Genomic DNA, 23,256 nt, shown 5'->3' on the forward strand with positions numbered 1-23,256 from the left:
GGCCATATGACCGTCAAGGTATTTTGGAAAAAACCTTACCAAACAGAACTCACCTCCACGGTAACTCGAATTTCGGACAACGAAGTAGAGTTATCCCACACTATTTTTTATGCTGAATCCGGCGGACAAGAGAGCGATGCAGGTACGATCGACGGGATTCGTGTCGTCGGTGCAATTAAGTCTGGCTCACGCATTGTTTACACTCTAGAACGTCAACCCACGTTTCGAGTTGGCGACCAAGTGATCACTCAAATTGACTGGCAAAGGCGTTATGCGTTGATGAAGCTCCACTTTGCGGCGGAAGTCATACTTGAACTGTTCACGCAAAAATTTGCAAACATTCAGAAGGTTGGCGCACATATCTCAGCAGATAAAAGCCGAATTGATTTTGAATGGCCTGAAAGCATCACGCCACTGCTGGCGGAGTTTCAACAACGAGCTCAGGCAGTTATCGATTCGGACGCTGAGATTGAGAGCGCATTCTCTGACGAAGGCCAAGAAAGGCGCTATTGGAAAGTGGAAGGCTTCGCTCAAGTGCCTTGCGGTGGTACACATCTTAAACGCACCTCTGAAGTTGGACGCATTGCCTTAAAACGTAAAAACGTTGGCAAAGGAAAAGAAAGAGTCGAAATTAGTCTGGTTAACTAACCGATTTCAGCGTTCAGTATTTCTGAACGCTGATTAAAAAATATCAAATTGACTCCCTGACCGCGAGAACTAACATTCACGCACTTTGTTCATATCGTTTCAAGATAGCGTTGACACTCATTTTGGAAATGTAAATGAAGGCTTTGATTGAGGTTCTTGAGGGGCAGGTGCAACACTGTCCGATAAATCAAAAGTTTGATATTAGCTCGACGGATTTTTACATTGTCTTAAACCATAACTGTGCTTTGGAGTTATGTGATTCTAAAGGTATTAAACAGTTTATCGAACCACCTTGCTTGGTCGCTATTGGCGCGGATTTCAAAGGGCAAATCGCCATCAATTCGTTCGTAGAAAATGCCAATATTTCGGGTTTCAGACTGGCTGCGTGTTTCATTGAAAAACTCAATCAACAGTTGAACTTCCGCGAGCTTTGCGATGGCGTGTTCTCGGGGAATGTAGCGGTGAGTTTCACTTTACGTCCGGGAATCGTGGATATCTACTCGGCATTAAAAGCAATGGTGAAAAAGGGCTGTGGTAACCGTTCAAACGATGAATTGCTCGATATCAACAGCATGCTTTTGTATTTGTTGATGCACTTTGAGCAGAGCGCCAGTCAGGCAGAAACTCGTTCATATTCTTCGTTGTCTTCACGTATTCGCGCGCTGATTTCTAAAGATCTAACGAAGCCGTGGACGCTCAAAGAAATTGCGAAACTGGTTTACATGAGTGAGTCGACGGTAAAAAGAAAGTTGAACAAGGAAGGGACGACGTTTACTGACGTGCTGCAGGCTGCACGACTAGATACAGCACAAAAAATGGTGTGCAATAGCGATGCGAGTGTCAGTGCAATAGCTGAGCTATGTGGTTTTAAGCATGCCTCTTATTTTGGTGCCTGTTTCAGAAAAGAATATGGTGCCACACCGCTTGCTTATCGAAAACAAGCCCAGCTCAGAGCGAGTTGATCGTATTGAATAACAAAACGCCCGATACAAAATCGGGCGTTCTCTTGAATATGATGGGGGATGATTACTTAAACCGTTATTGCTTCTTTTCTTGCGTGCAACGACGTTAAAATTTGAGGTAGTAAAGACATCACAATCATACCCACCATCAAGCTGTATTGGAGTGGGGTAAAGTTTTCACCCAACAGCAATAACCCAGAGACGATCCCTGCAATCGGGTTGGCAATGCCACCAAACGTAAAGTCGACCACAGACATGCGTTGCAACAACCACACATACATGCCGTAGCCTAGCGCGGTGTTGAGCACAATGACCCAAAGCAGCCCGAGTGTGTTGGTCATATCTATATTCTGTACGGCATGCACATAAGGCTGCGGATTGATGATAGCTAACACAGCAGCGGCGATAGACAGCAATACTCCACCCAAAATCAACTGCCACGTGAGCACAGTCCACCAATGCACTTTTGTGCCGAGTGATTTGGTTACGCTACTGCCAATCACGATGCACATGATGGCCGCCAGCATCGCCCCTAAACCGATAGGGTTGAGCGAGATTGAGCTTGGATCGAACAAGAACCACGCTAACGCAATCAACATTGCGCCGCTAATACCTTGTATTGCGCTAGGCTGACGTTTGTAAACCGCCCAACCAAACAGCATGGCAAAGACGGGGACAGAAATCATGCCGACACCGGAAATTGCAGAAGGTAGGGTCAACGCCATCACAAAAATGAGGCCAAAGAAGAAGGCGATGTTAATCGTGCCCAATACCAATAATACTTTCCATTCGTGCTTTTTAGGCAGCGAAGGTTTGATTGCCAGTAGCAGTAGTCCGGCTGGCAGTGCCCGCAGTGCTCCCAGCAACACAGGCGGCCAGTCTGGAAGAGTGAACTGCGTAACGGCATAAGTAGTGCCCCAGAAAAATGCGGGGATCATTGCGAGTAATATATTCATGTAAAATATCTTTACGTTGAGATAATTAATTGTAAAGGTACGCGCTAGATTACTTTTTGTAAAGTATCTTTATGTTAAAATAAATCGTCAGACCGAATTCGTATTGGAGAAAGAAAACTCGTGGACGCAATTGATAGAGTAGTAACGCAGTGGGCGAAGGAAAAACCAGATCTTGATACCGAACCAATGGCTATCATGGGTAGGCTAATGCGCATTGCTAAACATATGGAGTGTCGAGTCGCTGATCTGCACAAACAATATGACCTGAAAATGGGCGAATTTGATGTGTTAGCCACGCTGCGCCGTGCCGGAGCGCCTTACCGTCTCACCCCATCAGAGTTGATTGCGTCGATGATGCTCACGTCCGGAGCGATGACTAACCGCTTAGACAAGCTAGAAAAGAAAGGCTTTATTGCCAGAGAGCACAGTAAAGAAGACCGACGCAGTGTTACTGTTGAGCTAACAACGGAAGGCTTGGCATTGATTGAATCGTTGATCCAAGAGCATGTGGATGTACAACATAGTTTGATTAGTGGATTGTCGGCGGATGAAAAGTCACAAGTTAATCAGGCGTTAAAGTTACTACTGCCTCAATTTGAATAGCGAATCTCGTTGCAAAAAACAAGGAATGAGCATGAATATCAAAGAATTGGAATCCTTTTTAGAGACATTTATGTGCGCCGAAAGTGATTTCCCCTTTGGCCCTGACGCGCTTGTGTTCAAAGTAAAAGGCAAGATGTTCGCGATAATCGCGGAGCGTGGTGGCCGAGAATACGTCAGTGTTAAAGTGAAACCGGAAGATGGAGAAGTGCTAACGTCTCAGTTTACCGACATCACTCCGGGCTACCACCTTAACAAACGCCATTGGGTCACAGCGTATTTCAATGGTGATGTCGAAGATGGTCTCATTCAAGACTTGTGCGAGCGCTCCTACGATTTGGTTGTAGCGAAACTGCCCAAAGCGCAACGTACATTGCTTGGACACTGAAGCCAAATAGTATTTCAGGAAAGCGTTTAGGCAATAACGAAAACCATCAATTGCTCGCTGAAAAACTCGCACCTTTTTTGAGCTCGGACTATATAAAAAGAAGTTGCGTAAAAAGGGAAGTGATATGCGAGCACTATCTGACTGGTTAGAAGCCTACGGTGAAAGCCATCAAAACCCAATTAATCAAAAAATTCACAAAATTGCCGTACCGGGTATTTATCTTTCTGTGGTTGGGCTTATTTGGTCCATTCCTCAACTTTCAATCTTAGGTTTTCAGCTCAACTGGGTTTGGTTCGCTGTCATTCCGGTTTGGGTCTTTTATTTCCGTTTATCTCTCAGTGTGTTCATGATGATGCTCGGTTACACGTTAGCGTGCATTGGTTTGATTTGGTCGTTGGAGATTCTAGATCTACCCGTCTTACACATTTCTATGCTGCTGTTTGGCGCTTTGTGGATTCTTCAGTTCATTGGGCACAAAATCGAGGGCAAAAAGCCATCCTTTTTTGAGGACCTACAGTTCTTATTAATCGGCCCAATCTGGGTGTTTCGAAAGCACTAAATGCGCAAGCTGAGTGTATTGCCACAACACGATTAAGATTTTGAGTGTAGTATTCGGCTCCTTTCGACGTTTATGTAGTAGAGGCGAGTGGTGAGTGACGCGCATTTCCAAGGGCAGTTTGAAGTCGAGTTAAAGTATCGAGTAAAAAATCATGATGCATTTTTAAACATGCTCAAACAGATTGAGCATGAAGTCATGTTCGAAAACAACCAAGAGTCAGATTGGTTTTACGATACCCCACAACGCACGCTGACTAAGCAGGGGAAGAGTTTAGTACTCAGAGAAATTCAGCCTGCCGGCATCAAACTGTGGATTGTAAAAGGGCCAGAAGCTGACCGTTGTGAAGCAACAAATATCACTAAGTTAGATTCTGCTCAAAGTATGCTCGAAAACATGGGCTACGAAGTGATTCAATGCAGCAAGAAAATCAGAAGTATCTTCTTTGTCGGCGAGTTCCATATCACCTTAGATTTTCTCGATGGTTTTGGTCACTTTGCGGAGTTCGCTATTATGACCGATGACGAAACTGCTTTAGCTCGCTATCGCGAGCGATTAGTCGCACTTGCGCAGCAGTTTCATCTGAGCGAAGCGGATAGAGAGCATCGCTCATACAAAGAGATTTTATCAGCATAGTCGCTATTTCTTTCCTTTCTAAAACGCGAAGCGAATTCTTCCCAAAACACAATGTCATTTTTGTGTTCTTCTCATTGGTTTGACAGGCAACTCCTAGTAAACAGCACTATGATTACCATAGTGCTGATGCACTGAACCCACACTATCATTTAATGAGTGACGCTGTCACTTTGTGGAGGAGTAATGTATAACCGAGAACATAAGTATGTTTATTGGCGAGAGGAGAGAAAGAAAGGAAAATGGCACTACATCATGAAATCGTTTTTTATGATTTGTTGTGCGTTGTTGGTGGGTAAAATTATCGGTTTGTTCATCTTTGGAGAGCTTCACACTTTTCAGGACGTGACGGAGCAGTTTCCGGCAGATTTCTTCATCATGATGTTAGTTGGTTTCCCGATTAGTGTTGTGGGCTGGTATCACGAAGAGTCCAAGTTCTTCCGTGCTCTAAAACGTAAAGATAAGCAGCTAAAGATGAAGCGAGAAAAAGCAAAGCAAAACAATTCATCAGTGAGTTAATTTCATTTTGTGCGATGGCGCAACTTCCTGTTTTTTCGTGCAGTAATCCGCAAGGTTTCTATGATTTTTTGCAAATTTTGTTCATGCAAGGTCTGCTAGTTTCTACAAGACATACTCCGGTCTGTCTACTGTGATTGGTTATTGTAAGACCGAAGGTAATAGAACGTTAAATGAGATGGATACATGGACCGACAATCAATGCTGCATAGTCAGAAGATTTATTTTTGTACTGACGAAGAACTCGCAAAACAGCAAACGCAATGCCTAGAGATTCTCTATGACTACAACCAAACGCGACCTTCAGAGGGCGAAAAACGTGGTGAAATTCTTCAGCGTTTACTTGGGTCTGTGGGCGATAACTGTTATTTAGAGCCACCGCTTCGAGCAAACTGGGGGCGTCACACTTATCTGGGTGATAATGTGTACGCCAACTTCAATCTTACACTTGTCGATGACACCTATATTTATATCGGCAATTCCGTGATGATTGGCCCGAACGTGACGATTGCGACAGCAGGGCATCCTATAGAGCCAGGTTTACGTCGTGAAGTTGCTCAGTTCAATATTCCGGTTCACATCGAAGACAATGTTTGGATTGGCGCAAATTCCGTGGTGTTACCGGGTGTGACGATTGGTGAAAACTCGGTTATTGGTGCAGGGAGCGTTGTGACTAAAGATATTCCAAGTAATGTCGTTGCGGTGGGGAACCCTTGTCGTGTGCTACGTGAAATCGGCGAGCATGACCGAGAGTTTTACTTCAAGGATCGTAAAGTCGAGGGCAATGTCTATCGAGACCAAAAAGAGGCTTAACGCTGGGCACATGAAGCGATAGAAACAAGAAAAGGCAGATGGATCATCCAATCTGCCTTTGTTTGTATTGAGTAGCTAAAAGACGAAATTCAACATCACCGTGTAGAGGTTGGCATTGGTATCGGTTGGTGGGAGAGAAAACGCGCCGGAGTCGTTGTTGAAGGCGTTAAAGTGTTGCCATTCGGCATTCACTGACACGTTGTAATCCACGTCAAACCTTAACCCTGTCAGGACGCTGTCACCGGTCTTCTTTTCGTTGTCGTCAAACTGCTGGCCATAAACCACGTAAGGGGTGAACTTGTTTAGGTTGTAGCTGGTTGCGGCGTACCACGAGGTCGAGATATCGCTGGTTTGTCCTTCGGCTGTGACGGTTATACGGTCAAACTCATATTTTGCACCCAGCGAAAACAGCTGGATGTGTTGGTCTTCATCTTTCAGCCGTATTGCTCCCGCCGCGCTGCCTTGGCCAAGTATGGGCTGCATGGCGTTAGAAAGTACGGTGGTTTGATCGTACTCGGCATTCAAATACGCAAAGTTCCAACGGTAGTTATCACCGCTTAACGTCAAGTTAAGCCCTGCTGAATAGTTGGTGTCTATACTAATGTCCGTATCTTCACTGATGGTAACGTCGCTGCTGTAACCATAGCCCACAAACGGCATTGCAGTGATCATCACATTCTCACTAAGGTCGTAATTCCACCTAACGGATAAGCCATCATACGCCGTGATCCCGAGAATGCTGTCATACACTTCGTTCGGCGGTCTGGCGGTGGTAAACGCTTGTCCCACATAGTTGTATTCAGAAATAAGGAATACAGGCAAACGCAATCGACCGCCACGAATTTCGACGTTGTTATAGGTGTAAGCGAGGTAAGCCCATTCTATTTTGGGTTCACTCCAATGATCTTGCGGTCGCTTGACGACTTGAACAGAAGCACGAAAAGCTTGATAGAAGTAATCAAGTTGGAGGCCGAATGTGGTGTCGCAATCGAAACAGCTGTCATCATCAATAAATCGATTCACGAGCAATGAAGTTTCGTTGTCGGACTGCGCCCAAGCAATGGAGCCAAACCCGCTAAGCGATAAGTTATCGGTCAGTTCTACTGTTGCTAAGCTCGGAAAAGCGACACTGCTAATAAGTACTGCGAGGAGCGATCTCTTCATTTCATTTCTCCGAACTGACGACATAAAGAACATGAGCATCCGACGGCAACGAGTCGACGGGGGCATAGCCAATGCGATTAGGTTGTTCTCGCATCCACGCTAACAAGATTTCAATACTGGGTTGATCAATTACTTTGGGTGGACGCGCCTTGCCTGAAAACGAAAGGCTGGCCCAATGCGCATTCATTTGAGCCAAGTTTTTATTAAGCAGGTAGCGATAGAACTCCGTTCGTTCAACGGACGTCTCTGGCCAATCAGAGAGTTCAATTCGTTGGCCTTGTAATAGTCTGGTTTTGCCTCGGTAGAGCTTCCTCGCTTTATTAATGGTCAACGCGTCAAACTGAGCGTTAAGTGAGAAAATGGCGTAACTTTCTGCGGCAAGTGCCTGATGGCTCCAAGGCAATAGAAATATAAGCAGCAAACAAGTGGAGACCAGTAGTCGCAGCGCTCGTTGATTATGAGGGGGGAGAATCATGCTCATATGTGGCTCGCCTACATTACGTTTTCGATTTGATGCAACAGTTTCTCCTTTCTCACTGGTTTAGGCACATAAGCGTCCATTCCAGAGTCAAAACAGCGTTGAATATCGTCGTCGACCACACTGGCTGTTAGCGCGATGATCGGCGTCTTTTCGAGTCCTAAGCTTGCTTCATAAGCGCGGATCTGTTTCGTTGCTTCGAAACCATCCATCACCGGCATCATGCAGTCCATTAAAATGATGTCGAAACCACCATCGCGCTGGAACATCTCCACTGCGATCTGGCCATTTTCCGCGACTTCAAACTGATAGCCAGCCTTGCTTAACAGTAAAGAAGCAACTTTTTGATTCACCCGGTTATCTTCCACCAATAAAATCCGTTCACGTCGCATTGGCACAGCACTTAACGCCTCACCAACGCGTTGTTTAAATTCGGGTTCTTCAAAAGTGGGCAAGCTTGATTGGTTGAGCTTTGTCGACGCAGTTACGGGAAGTCGCAACCCAACGGCTTTATCAAGTTTCTCTTTGAGCAAATCCGCCTTAAACGGTTTTGGTACGTAGTCGTCCATGCCGACGTCAAAACACTTTTGAATATCGTCATCAACAACGCTTGCTGTTAACGCGATGATAGGAATGCGGAACGTTCGATTTTCTTTCTGCTCTATTTGTCGGATCTGTTTTGTTGCCTCAAACCCATCCATCACCGGCATCATGCAGTCCATCAAAATCAGACAGTATTGGGATGTTCTGAACATGTCGACCGCTTCCTCACCATTCGCAGCGACATCAAAACTAAAGCCGGCTTTGGTGACATGCAACCCAGCAATTTTTTGGTTCACAGTATTGTCGTCTACAACGAGCACTTTGGGTAATGTTTCAAGTCGGGTTGCAGGCTGAACGACGGAAATAGATTGAGTAAATCGTTCAGCACAGCTTTCAAGCGCTTTGAGTAGACGTTGTCCTAGCAAAGGTTGAGTAATGATCGCTGCAACACGGTGACCGAAATCAAGCTGTTGGCTGTGTAGATGTTTGATTAGGCAAACTTGCACATGTTGATGTTCCAAATTTCGCATCAAATCTGTGTTCTTCACTGCGGCATCTGGCGTCGTTTCAACATAAAGAATGATGATGCGTTCTTTGTCGTTAATCCATGTTGGAAGAGCACTAAGATCATGAACAGATTGATGCACTTGAATTTGATAGAAGCTCAACTCATTACGCAGTTTTGTTTCTAGGTCAGTGTCGTCACAGACGAGCCAGATTTGGTTATTCACGGTATGTCGAGCACGAAAATGGGCTTGAGAAATCGACGCTGTGAGTTGGAAGTAGAAACGGCTTCCGCGGCCTTTTTCAGATTCAAGTTGTATGCTTCCGCCCATGAGTTCGACGAGTTGCGTACTGATGGCAAGGCCTAAACCTGTACCTCCAAATTGGCGGGTGGTGGAGTCGTCCTCCTGAGCGAATGGTGCGAAGATTCGTTTCTGTTGCTGCTCATCGATGCCGATGCCTGAGTCTTGCACGGAAAACTCGATGATGGCTTCCGATTCATTACTTTCAAGCGTGGTAATCGAAAGCTCTACACTGCCTCGTTCCGTAAATTTAACGGCATTGGACATGAAGTTCATGATCACCTGACGCAAGCGGTGATCGTCAATGACGATGTGATAAGGCGTGTTTGGGCTAATGCTGACGGTTAATTCGATGCCTTTCTCTTTTGCTTTTGGGGACACGATTGAGGCGATGTCATAAATTGATTCTCGCACGCAGGTTGAATGAGGACTTATCAGCAACATGCCGGACTCAATTTTGGAAAAATCCAACACGTCATTAATCAGGCTGAGCAGCAATTGGGAAGACGTCTCTATTGTGTCGACGTAATCTCGCTGTGTAGCCGTCAACGGAGTGTCTGCCAGCACTTCAGAAATACCTATTACACCGTTGAGCGGAGTACGAATCTCGTGCGACATGTTCGCGAGGAAGCTACTTTTCGCTTTGCTGGCTTCAATCGCGTCGTCTTTGGCGCGCTCTGCGTCTTCTTTGGCTTTGGTGAGTTTCTGCTTTGCTTGTTCTCTCTCATGACTGAGCTTTTCCACTTCTTGAGCAAACTTGCTTAACTCATCTTTGCCTTTGATGAGCTCCGAAAGTGGTGAGTCTTCGCTGTAATTTTCGCGGCTTAAAAATTCAAGAACTAGATGCAGGTTGTTGGTCACTTTACGCACCAAGCGAATGGTTAAACTGATAACAAGAATCGTCACCAACGACATAATAACAATGAATACCAACCGCTGTTGCGTGGTTGCTTTAATGGTTTGTGCGAGCTTCGTTTGCAGCTCATGTTCCATCGTGTCGTCGATGTCATGAAGTAGCGCCAGTCGCGTGTTCAGCGCAGCAAGTCCAGCTCCCGTTTTAAGAGGAGATAACGCTTGTAGTTCCTCTTGGTTAAGTAACTTATCACGAAATTCTTGGCTAGTTTGAAATACCTTGTTGCTAAAGGTTTCTATCAGCAATTGGACTTGGTTATGGTTGGCATTGAGCGCGACGAAGCGCTCTACAAGCAGTTGTTGGTTTTGAATCAGAGACTGAATCTCATCACGAACAGCGTCGTCGTAATGAAGACGCTTATTGGCTGAATAAATGAGATATTCACTCAATCGACGCTCTTCCGTCGACCAAAACATTAACCATTCCAATTGCATTAAGGAGGAAAGATGGCGATCGGTTTCGTAACTGACGTTACTAAAATAGACCTTGTCGAGATTAAGTAGGATTTGCTCAAAAGTATCTGCTCGCCATTCTGCAATATCCAGTTTTTCTTCGATATCGATTGCTGTAAACATCGAGAGGCTGGCTTCTTCAAAACTCGCAAGTAGAGGCAAAACCTCAGAATTGTCGCCAAAAACGCGGGGGGTCGTTTCTTTTAGTTCTTGAATGAACTGCGCTGTTTTGTCAGCTTTATTCGGGATGGATGGGTTATTGGGTAAATTAAACAGGTAAGAGACTTTGTCGATATAAACAGAGAATAATTGAGCTTTTTGTAAATCTTGAGCTTGAGTCGAAAGGTTATGAACGTGTTGTCCCGCCAGAAAAAACAACGAAATGATTGGCAGTAAGACAAGGCCAAACAGTTTGTGTTTTACTGACAGGTTATTCCACGAAAAAATTCCGACCACAGCGCATTTCCATATCCAAAGGGTTGATATGAAAAGTGTAGTTTATCTATTTGGGTTGTTAGCGCTGTGAGTGCAATCGGGTTTAAAAGGGGATAAAAATGTGACGTGTTTTGCAGAAAGCTTCTCATAACGCCAAGCAAGAAGCAGAGCGTTATGAGCTTTTCATGCCAGTTTTTAACCTACGATGGAAGAGGCATTGTGCTTCATTGCTTGGCAGGTGTTTTCCAGTTCTAGGAGCTGCGCCGCTGGAACAGGCTTGCCTAAGAAAAAGCCTTGTGCCACATCGCAATTTAGACGCTCGATCAGCGCCAGTTGTGTTTGGGTTTCTATACCTTCTGCCACAACTTTCATTCCGAGGTTGTGAGCCATTGAAATGATGGCGCGTACCAGAGAGTCATCTTTGTTGTCTTGCTGGGTTTGTGCGATAAACGAGCGATCGATTTTAAGCCCATCAAAGTTAACTTGTTGAAGATAGGACAGGGCAGAATAGCCAGTACCAAAATCATCTAACCAGACTTCAATACCAGTGGCTTGCAGTTTGCGCAAAACGAAGTGGGCTTTTTCTATGTCGTCCATCAAAAGTGACTCCGTCACTTCTACGTGAATGTCTGTTGCGGATACATTGTATTGCGATAAAAAGTGCTCAAATATGAGGCTAAGATCCTGACGGTAGATTTGTCGTGGGGACAAGTTCAACGCGATATGAAAATCATGGTCAAATGCTTCTGCCCATTCCGCTCTTTGCTTGATCGCGGTTTCGATCAAATGCTCACCAAGATCGAGAATCAAGTCGTTTTGTTCTGCAATCGGAATAAACTGTTCAGGGCCAATGTAACCTTTCTCGGGATGATTCCATCGCACTAAAGCTTCAACCCCAACCAACTGGTAGGTCTTAAGGTCAAATTTAGGTTGATACCAAAGCTCAAACTGAGATAAGTCGTGGATGGAGCGACTCAGTTCTCTTTCGATATAGAGTCGTTGTTTCACCGTCGCATCGAATGCGGGATCGTAAACGGACATAATGTCTTTGCCGCGACGTTTTGATTCTTGTGCGGCAAGGGATGAAAGTTGCAGCAACGAATCTGCGTTACAGCCAAACTCTGGATATACCGCAACACCAAGGCTGGTGGTTAAGCGGATATTGTGACTGTCGAGCCTCAATGGCGATAGCACTTGTCTATGAATTTGGTTGGCAATCTCGCGCGCTTCTAAGCTGTTGTTGCAAGGGAATACGACGACAAACTCATCCGCCCCAACGCGGCTTGCGAGTATCCATGGTCGATAATCTGGTTCGATATAAATTGGCAGTTCCTTTCTCAATAGTGCCGAAAGGTGTACCAGTAATTTGTCCCCAACATTGTGGCCGTAGTTGTCGTTGATGTGCTTAAAATCATCCAAATCGACAAATAGGACGGCAAGCGCTGGCGCTCGCTTGGCGCTGATTTGTTCTTGAAGATCAATCAGCAGCTTTTCACGATTAGAAAGCGAAGTCAGAATGTCGTGATAGGCCATGAACTCAACACGGGTTGTGTAGGTGTTTACCTTGTTAGACATCTTGTTATAGGCAGTAATCAGCTCACCAATTTCATCTTTGCGTTGAATATCGGTAACTGGAAGTGCTTGGGTATCAAATTCCGAAAACTGTTCACTCAACTGTTTGATTGGTTTCACCAACGATCGACCTACGGCAAACGCGAATAAGCTACCCATGAAGATAGAAATAATGCTGATTGCCAGCAGCAAAATAAACATGTTGTGTTTATCTTTAGACGTTATCGCTGCAACTTGGGCAATGTTTTGCTCTTTTTCTTCTAATAAATGGGCAAGGTTAAGCTCCAAATATACGGCTCCAAGCGTCACATCTGATTGGTGAATAGGCGCGGCAATTTCCAGTTGTTCTCTAGATAGAGCGACTTGGACACGTTCTTGTTCAATTGCCTTAAGAATAAAGTCTGAGCGGTAGTGGGGCTGAGCAAACATGGCAAGCTGAGGTGTACCGTCGTGGAATACAAGTCCATCGTTATCTACAACATGGATTTTTGATACGTCCGGTTGGCTTAAGGTTGCCGTAATCTGTCCATAGACTTGGCTGATGTTATCGTTGTAAAGCGGATCAAACAGCTGCTTAGACAACAACTCCGCGTACACTAATCCTTTTTGTTTGACGTAGGATTCCGTCTTATCTTGAGAATTTTGCGTAATCTGCTGCGCGAGATTGTTTGAGTATGTGTCGTAGCCATGCATGTAAAGTACAAGGTTGACCGCAACCACCAAAACAACGACGGAGATGGTCGCGAAAATGTATTTGGTTTCTAGCGAAAGTTTGTTCAGCATCAGTTTGCCTTTGGTAGCAAGTTAACGGACTTTCGAACCGTGTCGAGAGACGTTGCCATATCTGGCGTGAGTGCTGATATGCGCTTGGTATTTTGGAATACATCCAAGGCATGCAAACCTTCTGGTGAGGCATCCATTTTCAATAAAATCGATGTAATTTCATTTTTGGTCGATTGGCTCAAAGTAGGCGACGCTAAAACCAAATCACGCGGGATCTCCACCGAGTTATGGAAAATGGTCAGTTTTTCCTTCATGTTTTCTGGCAAATCTTTTGGGTTGTTCCAGTTGAAATTACTGAACGCCCCTGCGGCAACGCGCTGTTTATACACCCAAACGGATAGGTTGATTTCGTTGGATTGTTCCAAATGTTCATCCAAAAACAAATAGCCGATACGGTCTTTCGTTGGGTGAGCACCAATAGAGCGAAGGTATTCTAATTTTTCGCCTTGGTTGAGCAATGTAATGGCAGGTAAGTAAAAGCTGCTGGTGGAGTTGCGACTCTCGAAAATGAGCGTTTTGCCGCGCAGATCGGCCAAGGAATGAATGCCACTGTCTTGATGGGTGAAAAATACAGAGTGGTATTTTTCGAGTCCCTTTTTCCACCTTACGGCGAGCACTTGGCTGTTAGATTCTCGTTCTAGGGTTACGGCGTTAAACGGTGTAGCTGTTGCAATTTGAACGCTGCCATTTTTGAGAGCAACTGCAAGTTGTCCATAGTTGTTGAAGACTTGTACCGACCCAGAGGTATAACCGAGGTGATTCAGCCTTCCGGACACATATTGAGCAAAGGGTGTTGCTTTTTTGATTTTACTTTTTGCTTTGTCGGAAACGATACCTACGGTAAATACGAGGTCATTGACGGGTTGAGCGCTAGCAAGAAAGGGGGAGCTTAAAGAAGCAAGCAGTAAGAGTGTGCAGGCAGGTTTCATCCGGCGTCAACATCCTTGGGTATATGTTCTTGAACGACAAGATTCATAATAAAAGCAAATTGCACTTCAACGAAGCGCACAATCATTCAGTAATTATTGAGTTAGAACTCAAAAAGTGACTCGGTCACGTATCTTTCAAATAGTACCGATTTTGAATGTTAAGTACAGGAGTAATGTCGCTCTTTCAGTGACTGAAACACAAGTGAAACAGGGGATTTGTCGGCGTTCTGAGAAACAAGGCTCACTTAACTTGAACGGTGTAAGTGAGCCTGAAAATAAAATGAGAGGTTAAGCAAAGACTTATGCTGTTTGGGTTATTAGTGTGGCTCGTTAAGACATGCGTTCTAACTGTTTTACGTATTTTTGCTCTAGCGCTTCATTACCTGCCGCACGTTCTAACTCGATCATAAGTTGCAGTGACGGTTTTTTCACACCGTACATTTGATTAAATCGCATCAGTCGAATTCTTGCATCGGTAAAGTTGCCACTTTCTATTTCGAGTTTAGCCAGTTGGAGAATCGATTTTGGGCGGTGTGGGTCGTGATCGATAGCTCGCGTAAAGTAGTATTTTGCTTTGTCTTTATCTTGTGATTTTAATGCGCAGAAAGCGGCGTTTTCGTAGCTTGCAGGGATGAGGTAGTAATAAGGTTGTTCAATTGCGCGGTTAAACATTTGGTCGGCTTGTTGGAAATCACCTCGTTTACATAGAAATGTTCCGTAGTTATTGAGTACGTTGCCGTTTTTGGTGTGTTGGCGTAAAGAGCGTTTGTACATGTCTTCTGCTTTCGCATCTTCACCAACAGTTTCGTAGTAGTGTGCCATAGAAAGCTGTGCGCGGTAGTATTGTGGGGCGTGGCTCAAGGCTTGTTGCAAGTTGTCGTGTGCTCGGATCATATTGCCACCTTCGAGATAACCAAGCCCAAGAGCAATGCGAGATTCTGCCATAGCAACAGGATCGGCTTTCACGATAGGAGCGCCGTTTTCTTTTACGGTAACACAGCCTACGAGTGCAAACTGAGTCATCAACATTAGTGCACTGAGCGTTACGGTTTTCATTCTTCTTCCCCACATCCCTGAATCTGACAGCATGATATGAATTACGTAGCAAAAGCCCATTGAGGAAAAAGCACTATGCGATCAGGTTTGCAAACTGATATGAAAAAGCCGCCAGATGGCGGCTCGGTTCACAAACTTAATTCGTTGATTTAATCGTCTTTAGTGAAAGCATCTTCGCTGAAGTGATCCAGATCGTAAGGCGTTTGTTGGTATACGCAGTAGTTGAGCCAGTTCAAGAACAGCAAGTGTCCGTGGCTTCGCCAACTCGCAATGGGAGGGTTATCTGGGTTGTTGTTCGGGTAGTAATTGACCGGGATTGCTGGCTCCATCCCTTCACCCAAATCCCGAATGTACTCATTGTGAAGAGTGTGTGAGTCATATTCTGGATGGCCGGTAACAAACACGTTTCGCTTGTCTTTGGTCGTTGCCAGATATACGCCCGCCACATCGGATGTGGCGAGAATATCTAAGTCGGTATGTTCTTCTAAAAAGTGTGGCGAAAAATCGGCATAACGCGAATGGGGCGCTAAAAACGTATCATCAAACCCACGCAGAATAGGGTGGAATGGATTATGAATTTGGTGATGATACACACCGGAAAGCTTTTCTTTACGCGTTTTTTTCGGCAAGTCATACAACAACTTTAAGCCTGCTTGCGCCGCCCAACACACATACAACGTCGAGGTAACATGGTCTTTCGCCCATTCCATGATGGTTTTTAAATGATCCCAATAGATCACATCTTCAAATTGCACCAGACCAAGTGGCGCACCAGTGATGATAAGACCGTCGAAATTCTTCCCTTTTACCATCTCAAACTGACGGTAAAACGTATCTAAATGCTCGGTTGGTGTGTTTTTGCTTGGTCGATTATCGATGCGCAGTAGCTCGACGTTTACTTGCAATGGACTGTTTGAAAGGAGGCGAAGAAACTGTGTTTCTGTTTCGATTTTCTTGGGCATCAAATTCAGAATCAGTACTCGCAAAGGACGTATTTCTTGACTCGCGGCACGAGTTTCGCTCATTACAAAGATGTTCTCTGTCCTTAGTACATCTGAAGCAGGTAGTTGATCTGGAATTCTAATTGGCACGACTTTCTCTCCCTAAGCTTAGTCAATCTAGACGTCTATACTTCTAAAGCTAACTTAAATTAAAATGGATGTCGATACGAAATGTGACTTTAGCCAAGGTTATTTCAAAACACTGATAGCAGAAGATGGCGACGCCTATTAGATAGTATGGGAAAGGCACAGCAAAGCAGCCAGCAATTGTGATTAAAACAGGGTTTCTGATGAGACGAGGGTGAAACGAGGTGACTATTATTTGATGCGGATTATGCGATCAAGTTAGTATACAAACGTGACTTGAATGTAACTTAGTCTTTAAATCGTGAGCCATACTAAAAACTATTCGCTCGCTCAACCCACGTTGTGTGTGGTATTTGGAGACATCGTCAGTGGAGGACATTATGTTCGGTATTTTTAAGAAAAAAACGAAAATTCAGAGCATTGCTCAAGAGGTTCCAAGCGTGTTGTTGCGTTCGTTTGGCGATAAAAACACTTACGTTCCCGATGAAATTGATCAGGCACTTCAAGAGCTTGGCTATGACAAACAAAAAGATCTAAATCATCATTATTACGCGTATGGCATGTTCGCAAGCGAATCATGTTACGAGCAACTAGGCCTAACCGATGAGCTTGGGAACTACGGCCATTTTCAGCGCGAAGTCGGCAAAATGCTTTTGAACACACCTGAGCCAATAGACATGCATATCTACTTCGAAATTTCTCAGCAATACCAAAAAGAAGGCAAACGAAATACCCACTAGAACGCGTGGGGTTACAAGAATGCTTTGCATGACTTTTAGACAAAATATGTAAAAATAAAAAGCCGCGACAGGTAACTGCCGCGGCTTTATTCTATTGCGTATTTCGGAAAAATTAGCTTGCTAATGCTTCGATTAGTTGAGCTTGAGAGCGAACTTTTCGATTGCGATACATCACCGCCGCGATAGCTGGCAAACTGAATGCGATGAACCCCAATACGAGTGCATACGCGCCCGTTTCTGCGCTGATACCTGCTGGTACGTCGAACGACACCACGATAGTGATCATACAGCTAATTAATCCTAAACCTGCCACCAAGCTCATTCCCACTTTACCGCCAGGGACTCTAAATGGTCGTTCGATGTCTGCGTGTTTGCGTCGTGACACCAAAAAACTAATAAAGATACACACGTACATCACCATGTACAACTGAGTCATTAAGATGTTCAGCAGCCACATACCTTGGTTAACGTTTGGAACCAAAATAAACACTAATGACAACACGCTAACGATAGCCCCTTGCAATAAGAGTAGGGCGACAGGTGCTTGGTTTTGATTTTCTTTCGACAGTGCAATTGGCATAAACTGGTCTTTCGCCGCTACATGCAAACTCTTTGTCGGTGCAATAATCCAGTTGTTCAAGCTTGCTAGCGTGCCAAACACAATCGCCAAAGCAATCACAGGCAGCATGAATGAGAGGTTCAAATCATCAAAGAAGGTTTTGAACGCTAAGATCACACCTTCGCTTAAGCTGGCGTGATCGCTTGATACCACCGATGAAATTGACAGTGAGCAAGCTGTTAAAGATACCAAAATCAGCGCCGTAGAAGCTAAGAGTGCTTTTGGATACGCCTTTTGTGGATTTTCTACCTCACTTGCATATGAGGTGGTAATTTCTAAACCAGTCAATGAAAGCACGACAGCGGTGAAACCTGCCCCTATTCCATCTTGAGAGAAATCGGGTAGCCAGTCAGAGACATGACTAAGGGAGATATGGGACTCACCCGGATTGGTATATGCCCAGTAACCACCTAAGCCAATAATCAGCAAAATTGGGAAAATGAGCCCTAGAGTGCCAAACACGTTTGTGATCATCGATGACAAACGTAAGCCGAATATATTTACCAATGTTAGCGCCCAAAAAATCACGTTAATCATGATTAACATGAAAATATTATTCTGCGCCAGTTCAGGGAAAAATGGGTAGGCACCTGTAGCGACAATGAAAGAGATCAGTGGCGGGTAATAAACGATATTTTCCGCATATTGATACCAAACGGTTGCAAAGCCGAAGTTAGGTCCAATCGTTTCTTTTCCCCAAAGATAGACGCCACCCTGTTGAGGGTAAGTCGTGCTTAGCTCGGCACACACTAAAGCCGTGGGAACGAAAAAGCATAAACCAGCAAGTAAAAAGAAAGAGATGGCATGACTACCAAATAAGGCGGCACCCGGTATGTTTCTGATGCTATCAACGGATGTAACCGTAATCATGATCACCGAGAAAACACTGAGTTTAACGGCGGACTTGGCGATATTGCTCATTCGATACCTTTAATAAACGAGCCACGAATTCATGGTTGGAAAACCCGCGTGCTACAAGTAAGACGCGCGTATTGTAGGGTTGTTATAAACGGCGGGTATATAGCGAAAAATGGTATGTATTTACCCAAAAATGAACCGAAAACTCAGTGATTTATTTGTAATCAATGTAAACGTTTACGTTGGTGCATTGGCGCGAAAAAAGTAAAAAGACACACAACAAACTGCCACAGGTTGACCTTCACCCAAGGGTAAGCGCTAAGTTAAAGGGAACGAAAATCGTTAAGGAGAAGACAAATGGGGTGTTGTAATCAAGCGCCAAAAGGTGGAACAGGCAAACTATCATACTTAATGTTAGTTATCGCTGGATTGTTTGCGGCTATTTTTCTGATCGCCGCTCTTTGGGGGTAATACGCAATCCAAGGTATTGTAAATACACGGTTATGTTTATCCAAACTTTATGAAAGGCGGGTGGATTCATTTCATCTGTTGATGTTAATGTCCGAGCTCGTCTTTGGTGTTTTTGCACGCCCAACATATTCTTGTAAAGTTCTTATTGTGTAGTGTGTCGAAGAACCATAGAATCCGCGCGCTTTAATTTATGTTATTAGCGTTATCAATGATAAAAGTGCTTTTTATTATCATTGTTTCTCCCACTTATAGATGCTCGCATCTGACATTTCATATATGAATAAATACAAAAAGCCTGAATTTAAGGCTAAATTTCTTTTACCTCGTTATTGGGGTACGTTAATTCTCATCGGCGTGATGTACTCATTGAGCCTTCTTCCTTTTAATGTTCAATTAGCACTAGGACGCGGTATTGGCCGTTTAGCCATGCGAATAATGAAAAAGCGTCAAGTGACGATACGGCGGAATCTTGAGCTTTGTTTTCCTCACATGGGCGAATCTCAACGCGAGGCGATTTTAAAAGATAATATCGACAACTCCGGTATTGCACTCTTCGAAACAGCGATGGCATGGTTTTGGTCAGATAAAAGAGTCAGTAAGCACGTTACGATTAAAGGAATGGAGCATTTAGAAGCGTTAGAAAAGTCCGGTAAAGGTGCCTTAATGTTGGCCGTCCATTCAATGAACTTGGAATTAGGTGCTCGCGCATTTGGCATTCAAAAATCTGGGACGGGTGTCTATCGACCAAACAACAATCCGTGTTTCGACTATTTCCAATACAAAGGCCGTTCTCGTTCTAACCGTACGTTGATCGATCGTAAAAATGTCAAAGCCATGCTTGAAGCACTCAACTCTGGCGAGCGTGTTTGGTATGCGCCGGATCATGATTACGGAAACAGACGTTCGACGTTTGCTCCGTTGTTCGCGGTTAAAAATGCCTGTACAACAACGGGCACTAGCTTGTTAGTTGATAATACAAATTGCGCAATTGTCCCATTTACGATGGTCAGAGGCGAAGATGGGCATTATACCTTGACGATTGATGCGCCAGTGGATGGTTTTCCAAAAGACGATCCCGATAGTGCTGCGGCTTTCGTTAATAAAATTGTTGAAACATCTATCATGGCAAGCCCAAGCCAATACATGTGGCTCCACCGACGTTTTAAAACTAGGCCAGAAGGTGAAGACTGCTTGTATAAACCAAGATTTGTCCCTGCAATGGATATCAGTATTTAAAAAGAAAAATGCCCAAGGAGCTGCGTTCCTTGGGCATTGACTTTCTTGAGTCTAAGCTCAGCAGTTATAGGTAACGACTTTTTAAGTGGGCTTGGAAGTGTTGAGCATTAAGCGTTTCTCCTGTTGCTTGTTTTACGAGCTCATCGGTCGTTAACAAGCTGCCTTTGCTCCAAATATTGTCTGATAGCCAAGTAAAGATAGGTGAAAGGTCACCACTTTGAATTACGCCATCAACGTCGATAGTCTTCTTCATCGCTGCCATAAATTGTGCCGCGTACATGGCTCCTAGTGTGTACGATGGGAAATAACCAAAAGAGCCGTCAGTCCAATGGATGTCTTGCATACAACCATTTTTGAAGTTGCCCTCTGTAGATAGACCCAGATACGCTTTCATTTTCTCGTTCCACAATTCAGGGACGTCAGTGTGTTTAATCACACCGTTCATGAGATCTCGTTCAATTTCGTAGCGAAGGATAACGTGCGCAGGGTAGGTCAGTTCATCTGCATCAACTCGGATGAAGCCTTTTTCTACTCGCGTGTATATCTTCGCTAGATTGTCCTTCGCGAACTCGTTGCCAGAGAAATGATTTGAAGCCAAGCGAGCAAGATGATCGATAAAGGCGTTGTTGCGGCCAATTTGCATCTCGAAGAATAGAGATTGTGATTCATGAATGCCCATCGATCGCGCTTCACCCGCTGGTGTGCCAGCCAATTCCTTAGGTAAGCCTTGTTCATAACGAGCGTGACCAGTTTCGTGCACGATTCCCATTAATGATTGCATAAACTCACTCTCATCGTAACGAGTTGTGATACGCACATCGGTAGGAACGCCGCCACAGAACGGGTGGACACTCTCATCGAGTCGACCATGCTCGAAATCGAACTGAAGCAGCTTCATCACTTGCAAGCCCAGTGCTTTTTGTTTTTCAGCAGGGTAATGGCCGTTAGGAAGCAGAATGTTATTTGATTTTTGCTTTTCAATTGCTTCGTCAATTAAAGAAGGCAACCATGTTTTGACGTCAGAAAACAGTGTATCTAACGAAGCTGACGTCGTGCCTGGCTCGTAAACATTCAGCATCGCATCGTATGGCGTTGTGCCATTTGCGTCTGCACGAATTTGAGCCTCTTCTTGGGATAGCTTTACAACTTCTGCCCAGTTCTTCTCAAAACCGGCCCAGTCATTATTAGCACGCTGTGTGCGCCAAGCGTGCTCACACTTCGAACCGGCAAGAGAACTTGCTTGAACTAATGATTCTGGAAGAAGGTTTGCAAGCTGCCATTCGCGTTTCATTTCACGTAACATGGCTCGCTCTTGCGTGGCGAGGGTTTCTTCTTCTGCTTGTGCAAATAGATCCTCAAGATGCGGCTGAGTCATGAGCGAGTGGATGTGAACTTCAAGTTCAGCCATTGCGTTGGAGCGTGCTTCAGCACCGCCTGATGGCATCACAGCAGCTTGATCCCAGCCTACAATTTCTAATAAATGGCCAAAGTTGGCGACTTTTTTTGAATGTTCGACGAGTTTTGTAAATGCATTCATTGTGACTACTCTTATTTTTGTTCTTTCCCTAAACACCTGAAAAGGGTCCTTCACATCAAGTCGCGCTAAGCAACTGAAGTTAATTTACTAATAATTAACATTTAATGACGTCTCATTGTCCACAAATTCATCCGGTTGTATAGCGCTCTTAAAAAAGAAGCTTGCGAATCGAGTTGATTGGCGGTATTGATGACACATTACCCATTAATTATCACAACAATATGGACATACTAAATTTTGAAGCGTTTCTTATCGCTATCACGATTTTAACGCTGACGCCGGGGCTGGATACCGCATTAGTTCTTCGTAATACAAGTCGTTCGGGCTTAAAAGATGGGTGTACAACAAGTTTAGGCATTTGTTTTGGTTTGTTTGTACATGCGTTTTTCTCTGCCGTGGGCATTTCTGCCATCCTTGCACAATCCGCAGAGCTATTCCAAATCGTTAAAATGATTGGAGCCGCGTACCTCATTTGGCTTGGTATCAGCAGTTTGAAAGCGCTAATGGCATCGGGCGGAGGCATTACTGTCGCTGAACAAATTCAGCAGGTATACAGTGGAAAACGTTCGTTTAGAGAGGGCTTTCTCTCAAATGTACTAAACCCAAAAACGGCCGTGTTTTACTTGGCATTTTTACCGCAATTCGTTAATCCGGAAGGCTCACCATTGTTGCAATCTATGACGATGGCCGCTATCCATTTTGTTATCGCAATGGTTTGGCAATGTGGCTTGGCAGGGGCTTTAAACTCAGCAAAGAATTTGCTCAAAAATGCCAGCTTTATGAAATGGATGGAAGGAGTAACAGGTGCTGTGCTTGTTGCGCTAGGAATTAAGTTACTGATTGAAGAACCACTTTAAATGCGCAATTTATACCGACTTGCTTTAATGCTGACGCTGTTTTTGTTGGGGTTTGCGAGTGCTGTTGCTTGGATGACATTACCACAAATCAAGTTTTCACCTCGGGGGATGGAGTGGGGGTGGCACTGGGCTCACTTTGAGCCGTTTTCTAATGGTATCCAAAAGGCGCGAACGCACGACACCAAACAGCTATTGTTAAGACGAGTTTACCTTGACGATGCGATCGTCGTTTTTGTATCTACGACGTTAGACAACAAGTTTGAAATCGATGTTGTGCAGGAGAAAACTTGCAAACCGAACACCACAACTTGGGCATCCGTATCAGTGAATCGCCAGCGAATGGCGCATGTGCCAATTGTGTGTGATAGCGTCGGACAGAGTTATTTTTACCGTTACATAGGTAAGCATTTAGATTCGCTGGAATTTGGTGTTGATGAGTCTTTCATTACGGAAGATTTTGCCCATTGGCCAATCGCGGATATTAAAGTTGATCAGTTCAAACAGCAAAACGCTAAGTTTTTTGAACAGCGTGGAGAGAAGGTTGAACATCAGTGGTTACGTGATTAACGTTGTCATCTTGAATCTAGATAAAAATAAAGCCCGCTAAACATGAGCGGGCTTTGTGTTTTAAGGTTTCTAACTCGTTT

At 44.4% G+C, this 23,256-nt stretch carries 22 protein-coding genes; 12 read left to right on the top strand and 10 right to left on the bottom strand.

The genetic code is table 11. The features are described from left to right. Positions 1–6: 6 nt before the first annotated feature. Together UF05_RS22230 and UF05_RS22235 are read left to right on the top strand one after the other, a co-directional pair. Positions 7–648 carry an alanine--tRNA ligase-related protein gene (locus UF05_RS22230; protein WP_045545128.1) on the top strand — a complete coding sequence of 214 codons (642 nt, stop codon included), beginning with the start codon at positions 7–9 and terminating at the stop codon, positions 646–648. Between the two features lie 134 nt (positions 649–782). After that, complete coding sequence (locus UF05_RS22235) at positions 783–1,610, top strand: helix-turn-helix domain-containing protein (RefSeq protein WP_045545129.1); 828 nt, start codon at positions 783–785, stop codon at positions 1,608–1,610. A gap of 68 nt (positions 1,611–1,678) precedes the next feature. Here the strand turns inward: UF05_RS22235 and UF05_RS22240 are convergent, their stop codons facing one another. Beyond that, positions 1,679–2,566: a DMT family transporter gene (locus tag UF05_RS22240; RefSeq protein ID WP_045545130.1), complete on the bottom strand. Its 888-nt coding sequence runs from the start codon at positions 2,564–2,566 to the stop codon at positions 1,679–1,681. 120 nt (positions 2,567–2,686) lie between these two features. Between UF05_RS22240 and UF05_RS22245 the strand changes: the two genes are divergently transcribed. The 6 genes from UF05_RS22245 to UF05_RS22270 all read left to right on the top strand — a co-directional run bounded on the left by UF05_RS22245 (position 2,687) and on the right by UF05_RS22270 (position 6,072). Further along, the gene (locus UF05_RS22245; protein ID WP_005464470.1) at positions 2,687–3,169 is read left to right on the top strand and encodes a MarR family winged helix-turn-helix transcriptional regulator; all 483 of its coding nucleotides are present in this window, start codon (positions 2,687–2,689) and stop codon (positions 3,167–3,169) included. 31 nt (positions 3,170–3,200) lie between these two features. Beyond that, on the top strand, positions 3,201–3,554 hold the full coding sequence (locus UF05_RS22250) for an MmcQ/YjbR family DNA-binding protein (RefSeq protein ID WP_031854196.1): 354 nt from the start codon (positions 3,201–3,203) through the stop codon (positions 3,552–3,554). Positions 3,555–3,678: 124 nt separating this feature from the next. Beyond that, positions 3,679–4,113 carry an Mpo1 family 2-hydroxy fatty acid dioxygenase gene (locus tag UF05_RS22255; protein WP_025542533.1) on the top strand — a complete coding sequence of 145 codons (435 nt, stop codon included), beginning with the start codon at positions 3,679–3,681 and terminating at the stop codon, positions 4,111–4,113. A gap of 87 nt (positions 4,114–4,200) precedes the next feature. Then, positions 4,201–4,746 carry a class IV adenylate cyclase gene (gene cyaB / locus UF05_RS22260; protein ID WP_045545131.1) on the top strand — a complete coding sequence of 182 codons (546 nt, stop codon included), beginning with the start codon at positions 4,201–4,203 and terminating at the stop codon, positions 4,744–4,746. A 183-nt stretch (positions 4,747–4,929) separates the two neighbouring features. Then, positions 4,930–5,262, top strand: a complete 333-nt coding sequence (locus UF05_RS22265) for a hypothetical protein (protein ID WP_005464576.1) — start codon at positions 4,930–4,932, stop codon at positions 5,260–5,262. Between the two features lie 183 nt (positions 5,263–5,445). Further along, a complete protein-coding gene (locus tag UF05_RS22270; protein WP_045545132.1) occupies positions 5,446–6,072 on the top strand; it encodes a sugar O-acetyltransferase in 627 nt (208 codons plus the stop codon). A 75-nt stretch (positions 6,073–6,147) separates the two neighbouring features. Here the strand turns inward: UF05_RS22270 and UF05_RS22275 are convergent, their stop codons facing one another. From UF05_RS22275 to metA, 7 genes are all read right to left on the bottom strand, one after another. Then, on the bottom strand, positions 6,148–7,236 hold the full coding sequence (locus UF05_RS22275) for an outer membrane protein (RefSeq protein WP_025525446.1): 1,089 nt from the start codon (positions 7,234–7,236) through the stop codon (positions 6,148–6,150). 1 nt (position 7,237) lies between these two features. Continuing rightward, positions 7,238–7,717, bottom strand: a complete 480-nt coding sequence (locus UF05_RS22280) for a hypothetical protein (protein ID WP_031850231.1) — start codon at positions 7,715–7,717, stop codon at positions 7,238–7,240. An 11-nt stretch (positions 7,718–7,728) separates the two neighbouring features. After that, positions 7,729–10,884: a response regulator gene (locus tag UF05_RS22285; RefSeq protein ID WP_045545133.1), complete on the bottom strand. Its 3,156-nt coding sequence runs from the start codon at positions 10,882–10,884 to the stop codon at positions 7,729–7,731. A gap of 174 nt (positions 10,885–11,058) precedes the next feature. Further along, a complete protein-coding gene (locus tag UF05_RS22290) occupies positions 11,059–13,218 on the bottom strand; it encodes a GGDEF domain-containing phosphodiesterase (RefSeq protein ID WP_045545134.1) in 2,160 nt (719 codons plus the stop codon). Further along, positions 13,218–14,147 (bottom strand): phosphate/phosphite/phosphonate ABC transporter substrate-binding protein, encoded by a 930-nt coding sequence (locus UF05_RS22295; RefSeq protein WP_045545135.1) that lies wholly within the window; start codon positions 14,145–14,147, stop codon positions 13,218–13,220. Before UF05_RS22295 ends, UF05_RS22290 begins: the two co-directional genes overlap by 1 nt. A gap of 330 nt (positions 14,148–14,477) precedes the next feature. Then, positions 14,478–15,203, bottom strand: a complete 726-nt coding sequence (pilW, locus tag UF05_RS22300; RefSeq protein WP_005477819.1) for a type IV pilus biogenesis/stability protein PilW — start codon at positions 15,201–15,203, stop codon at positions 14,478–14,480. 149 nt (positions 15,204–15,352) lie between these two features. Further along, positions 15,353–16,294 (bottom strand): homoserine O-acetyltransferase MetA, encoded by a 942-nt coding sequence (metA, locus tag UF05_RS22305; protein WP_005464332.1) that lies wholly within the window; start codon positions 16,292–16,294, stop codon positions 15,353–15,355. A gap of 377 nt (positions 16,295–16,671) precedes the next feature. Between metA and UF05_RS26395 the strand changes: the two genes are divergently transcribed. Continuing rightward, the gene (locus UF05_RS26395) at positions 16,672–17,031 is read left to right on the top strand and encodes a hypothetical protein (protein WP_005485673.1); all 360 of its coding nucleotides are present in this window, start codon (positions 16,672–16,674) and stop codon (positions 17,029–17,031) included. Positions 17,032–17,143: 112 nt separating this feature from the next. Here UF05_RS26395 and UF05_RS22315 read toward each other — a convergent pair whose 3' ends face one another. Further along, positions 17,144–18,571: an APC family permease gene (locus UF05_RS22315; RefSeq protein ID WP_005500396.1), complete on the bottom strand. Its 1,428-nt coding sequence runs from the start codon at positions 18,569–18,571 to the stop codon at positions 17,144–17,146. A gap of 684 nt (positions 18,572–19,255) precedes the next feature. Between UF05_RS22315 and UF05_RS22325 the strand changes: the two genes are divergently transcribed. Next, positions 19,256–20,215 carry an LpxL/LpxP family Kdo(2)-lipid IV(A) lauroyl/palmitoleoyl acyltransferase gene (locus UF05_RS22325; RefSeq protein ID WP_045545218.1) on the top strand — a complete coding sequence of 320 codons (960 nt, stop codon included), beginning with the start codon at positions 19,256–19,258 and terminating at the stop codon, positions 20,213–20,215. Between the two features lie 64 nt (positions 20,216–20,279). Here the strand turns inward: UF05_RS22325 and UF05_RS22330 are convergent, their stop codons facing one another. Continuing rightward, positions 20,280–21,752 carry a carboxypeptidase M32 gene (locus tag UF05_RS22330; protein WP_021486516.1) on the bottom strand — a complete coding sequence of 491 codons (1,473 nt, stop codon included), beginning with the start codon at positions 21,750–21,752 and terminating at the stop codon, positions 20,280–20,282. 221 nt (positions 21,753–21,973) lie between these two features. Here UF05_RS22330 and UF05_RS22335 point away from each other — a divergent pair, with 221 nt between their 5' ends. Together UF05_RS22335 and UF05_RS22340 are read left to right on the top strand one after the other, a co-directional pair. Next, entirely contained in the window at positions 21,974–22,609 is a 636-nt protein-coding gene (locus UF05_RS22335) for a LysE family translocator (protein WP_011105916.1), read from the top strand. After that, a complete protein-coding gene (locus UF05_RS22340) occupies positions 22,610–23,176 on the top strand; it encodes a hypothetical protein (protein WP_005500403.1) in 567 nt (188 codons plus the stop codon). Positions 23,177–23,256: the final 80 nt, after the last annotated feature.

The organism is Vibrio sp. S457-15 (assembly GCF_000960545.1).
Lineage (GTDB): Bacteria > Pseudomonadota > Gammaproteobacteria > Enterobacterales > Vibrionaceae > Vibrio > Vibrio parahaemolyticus.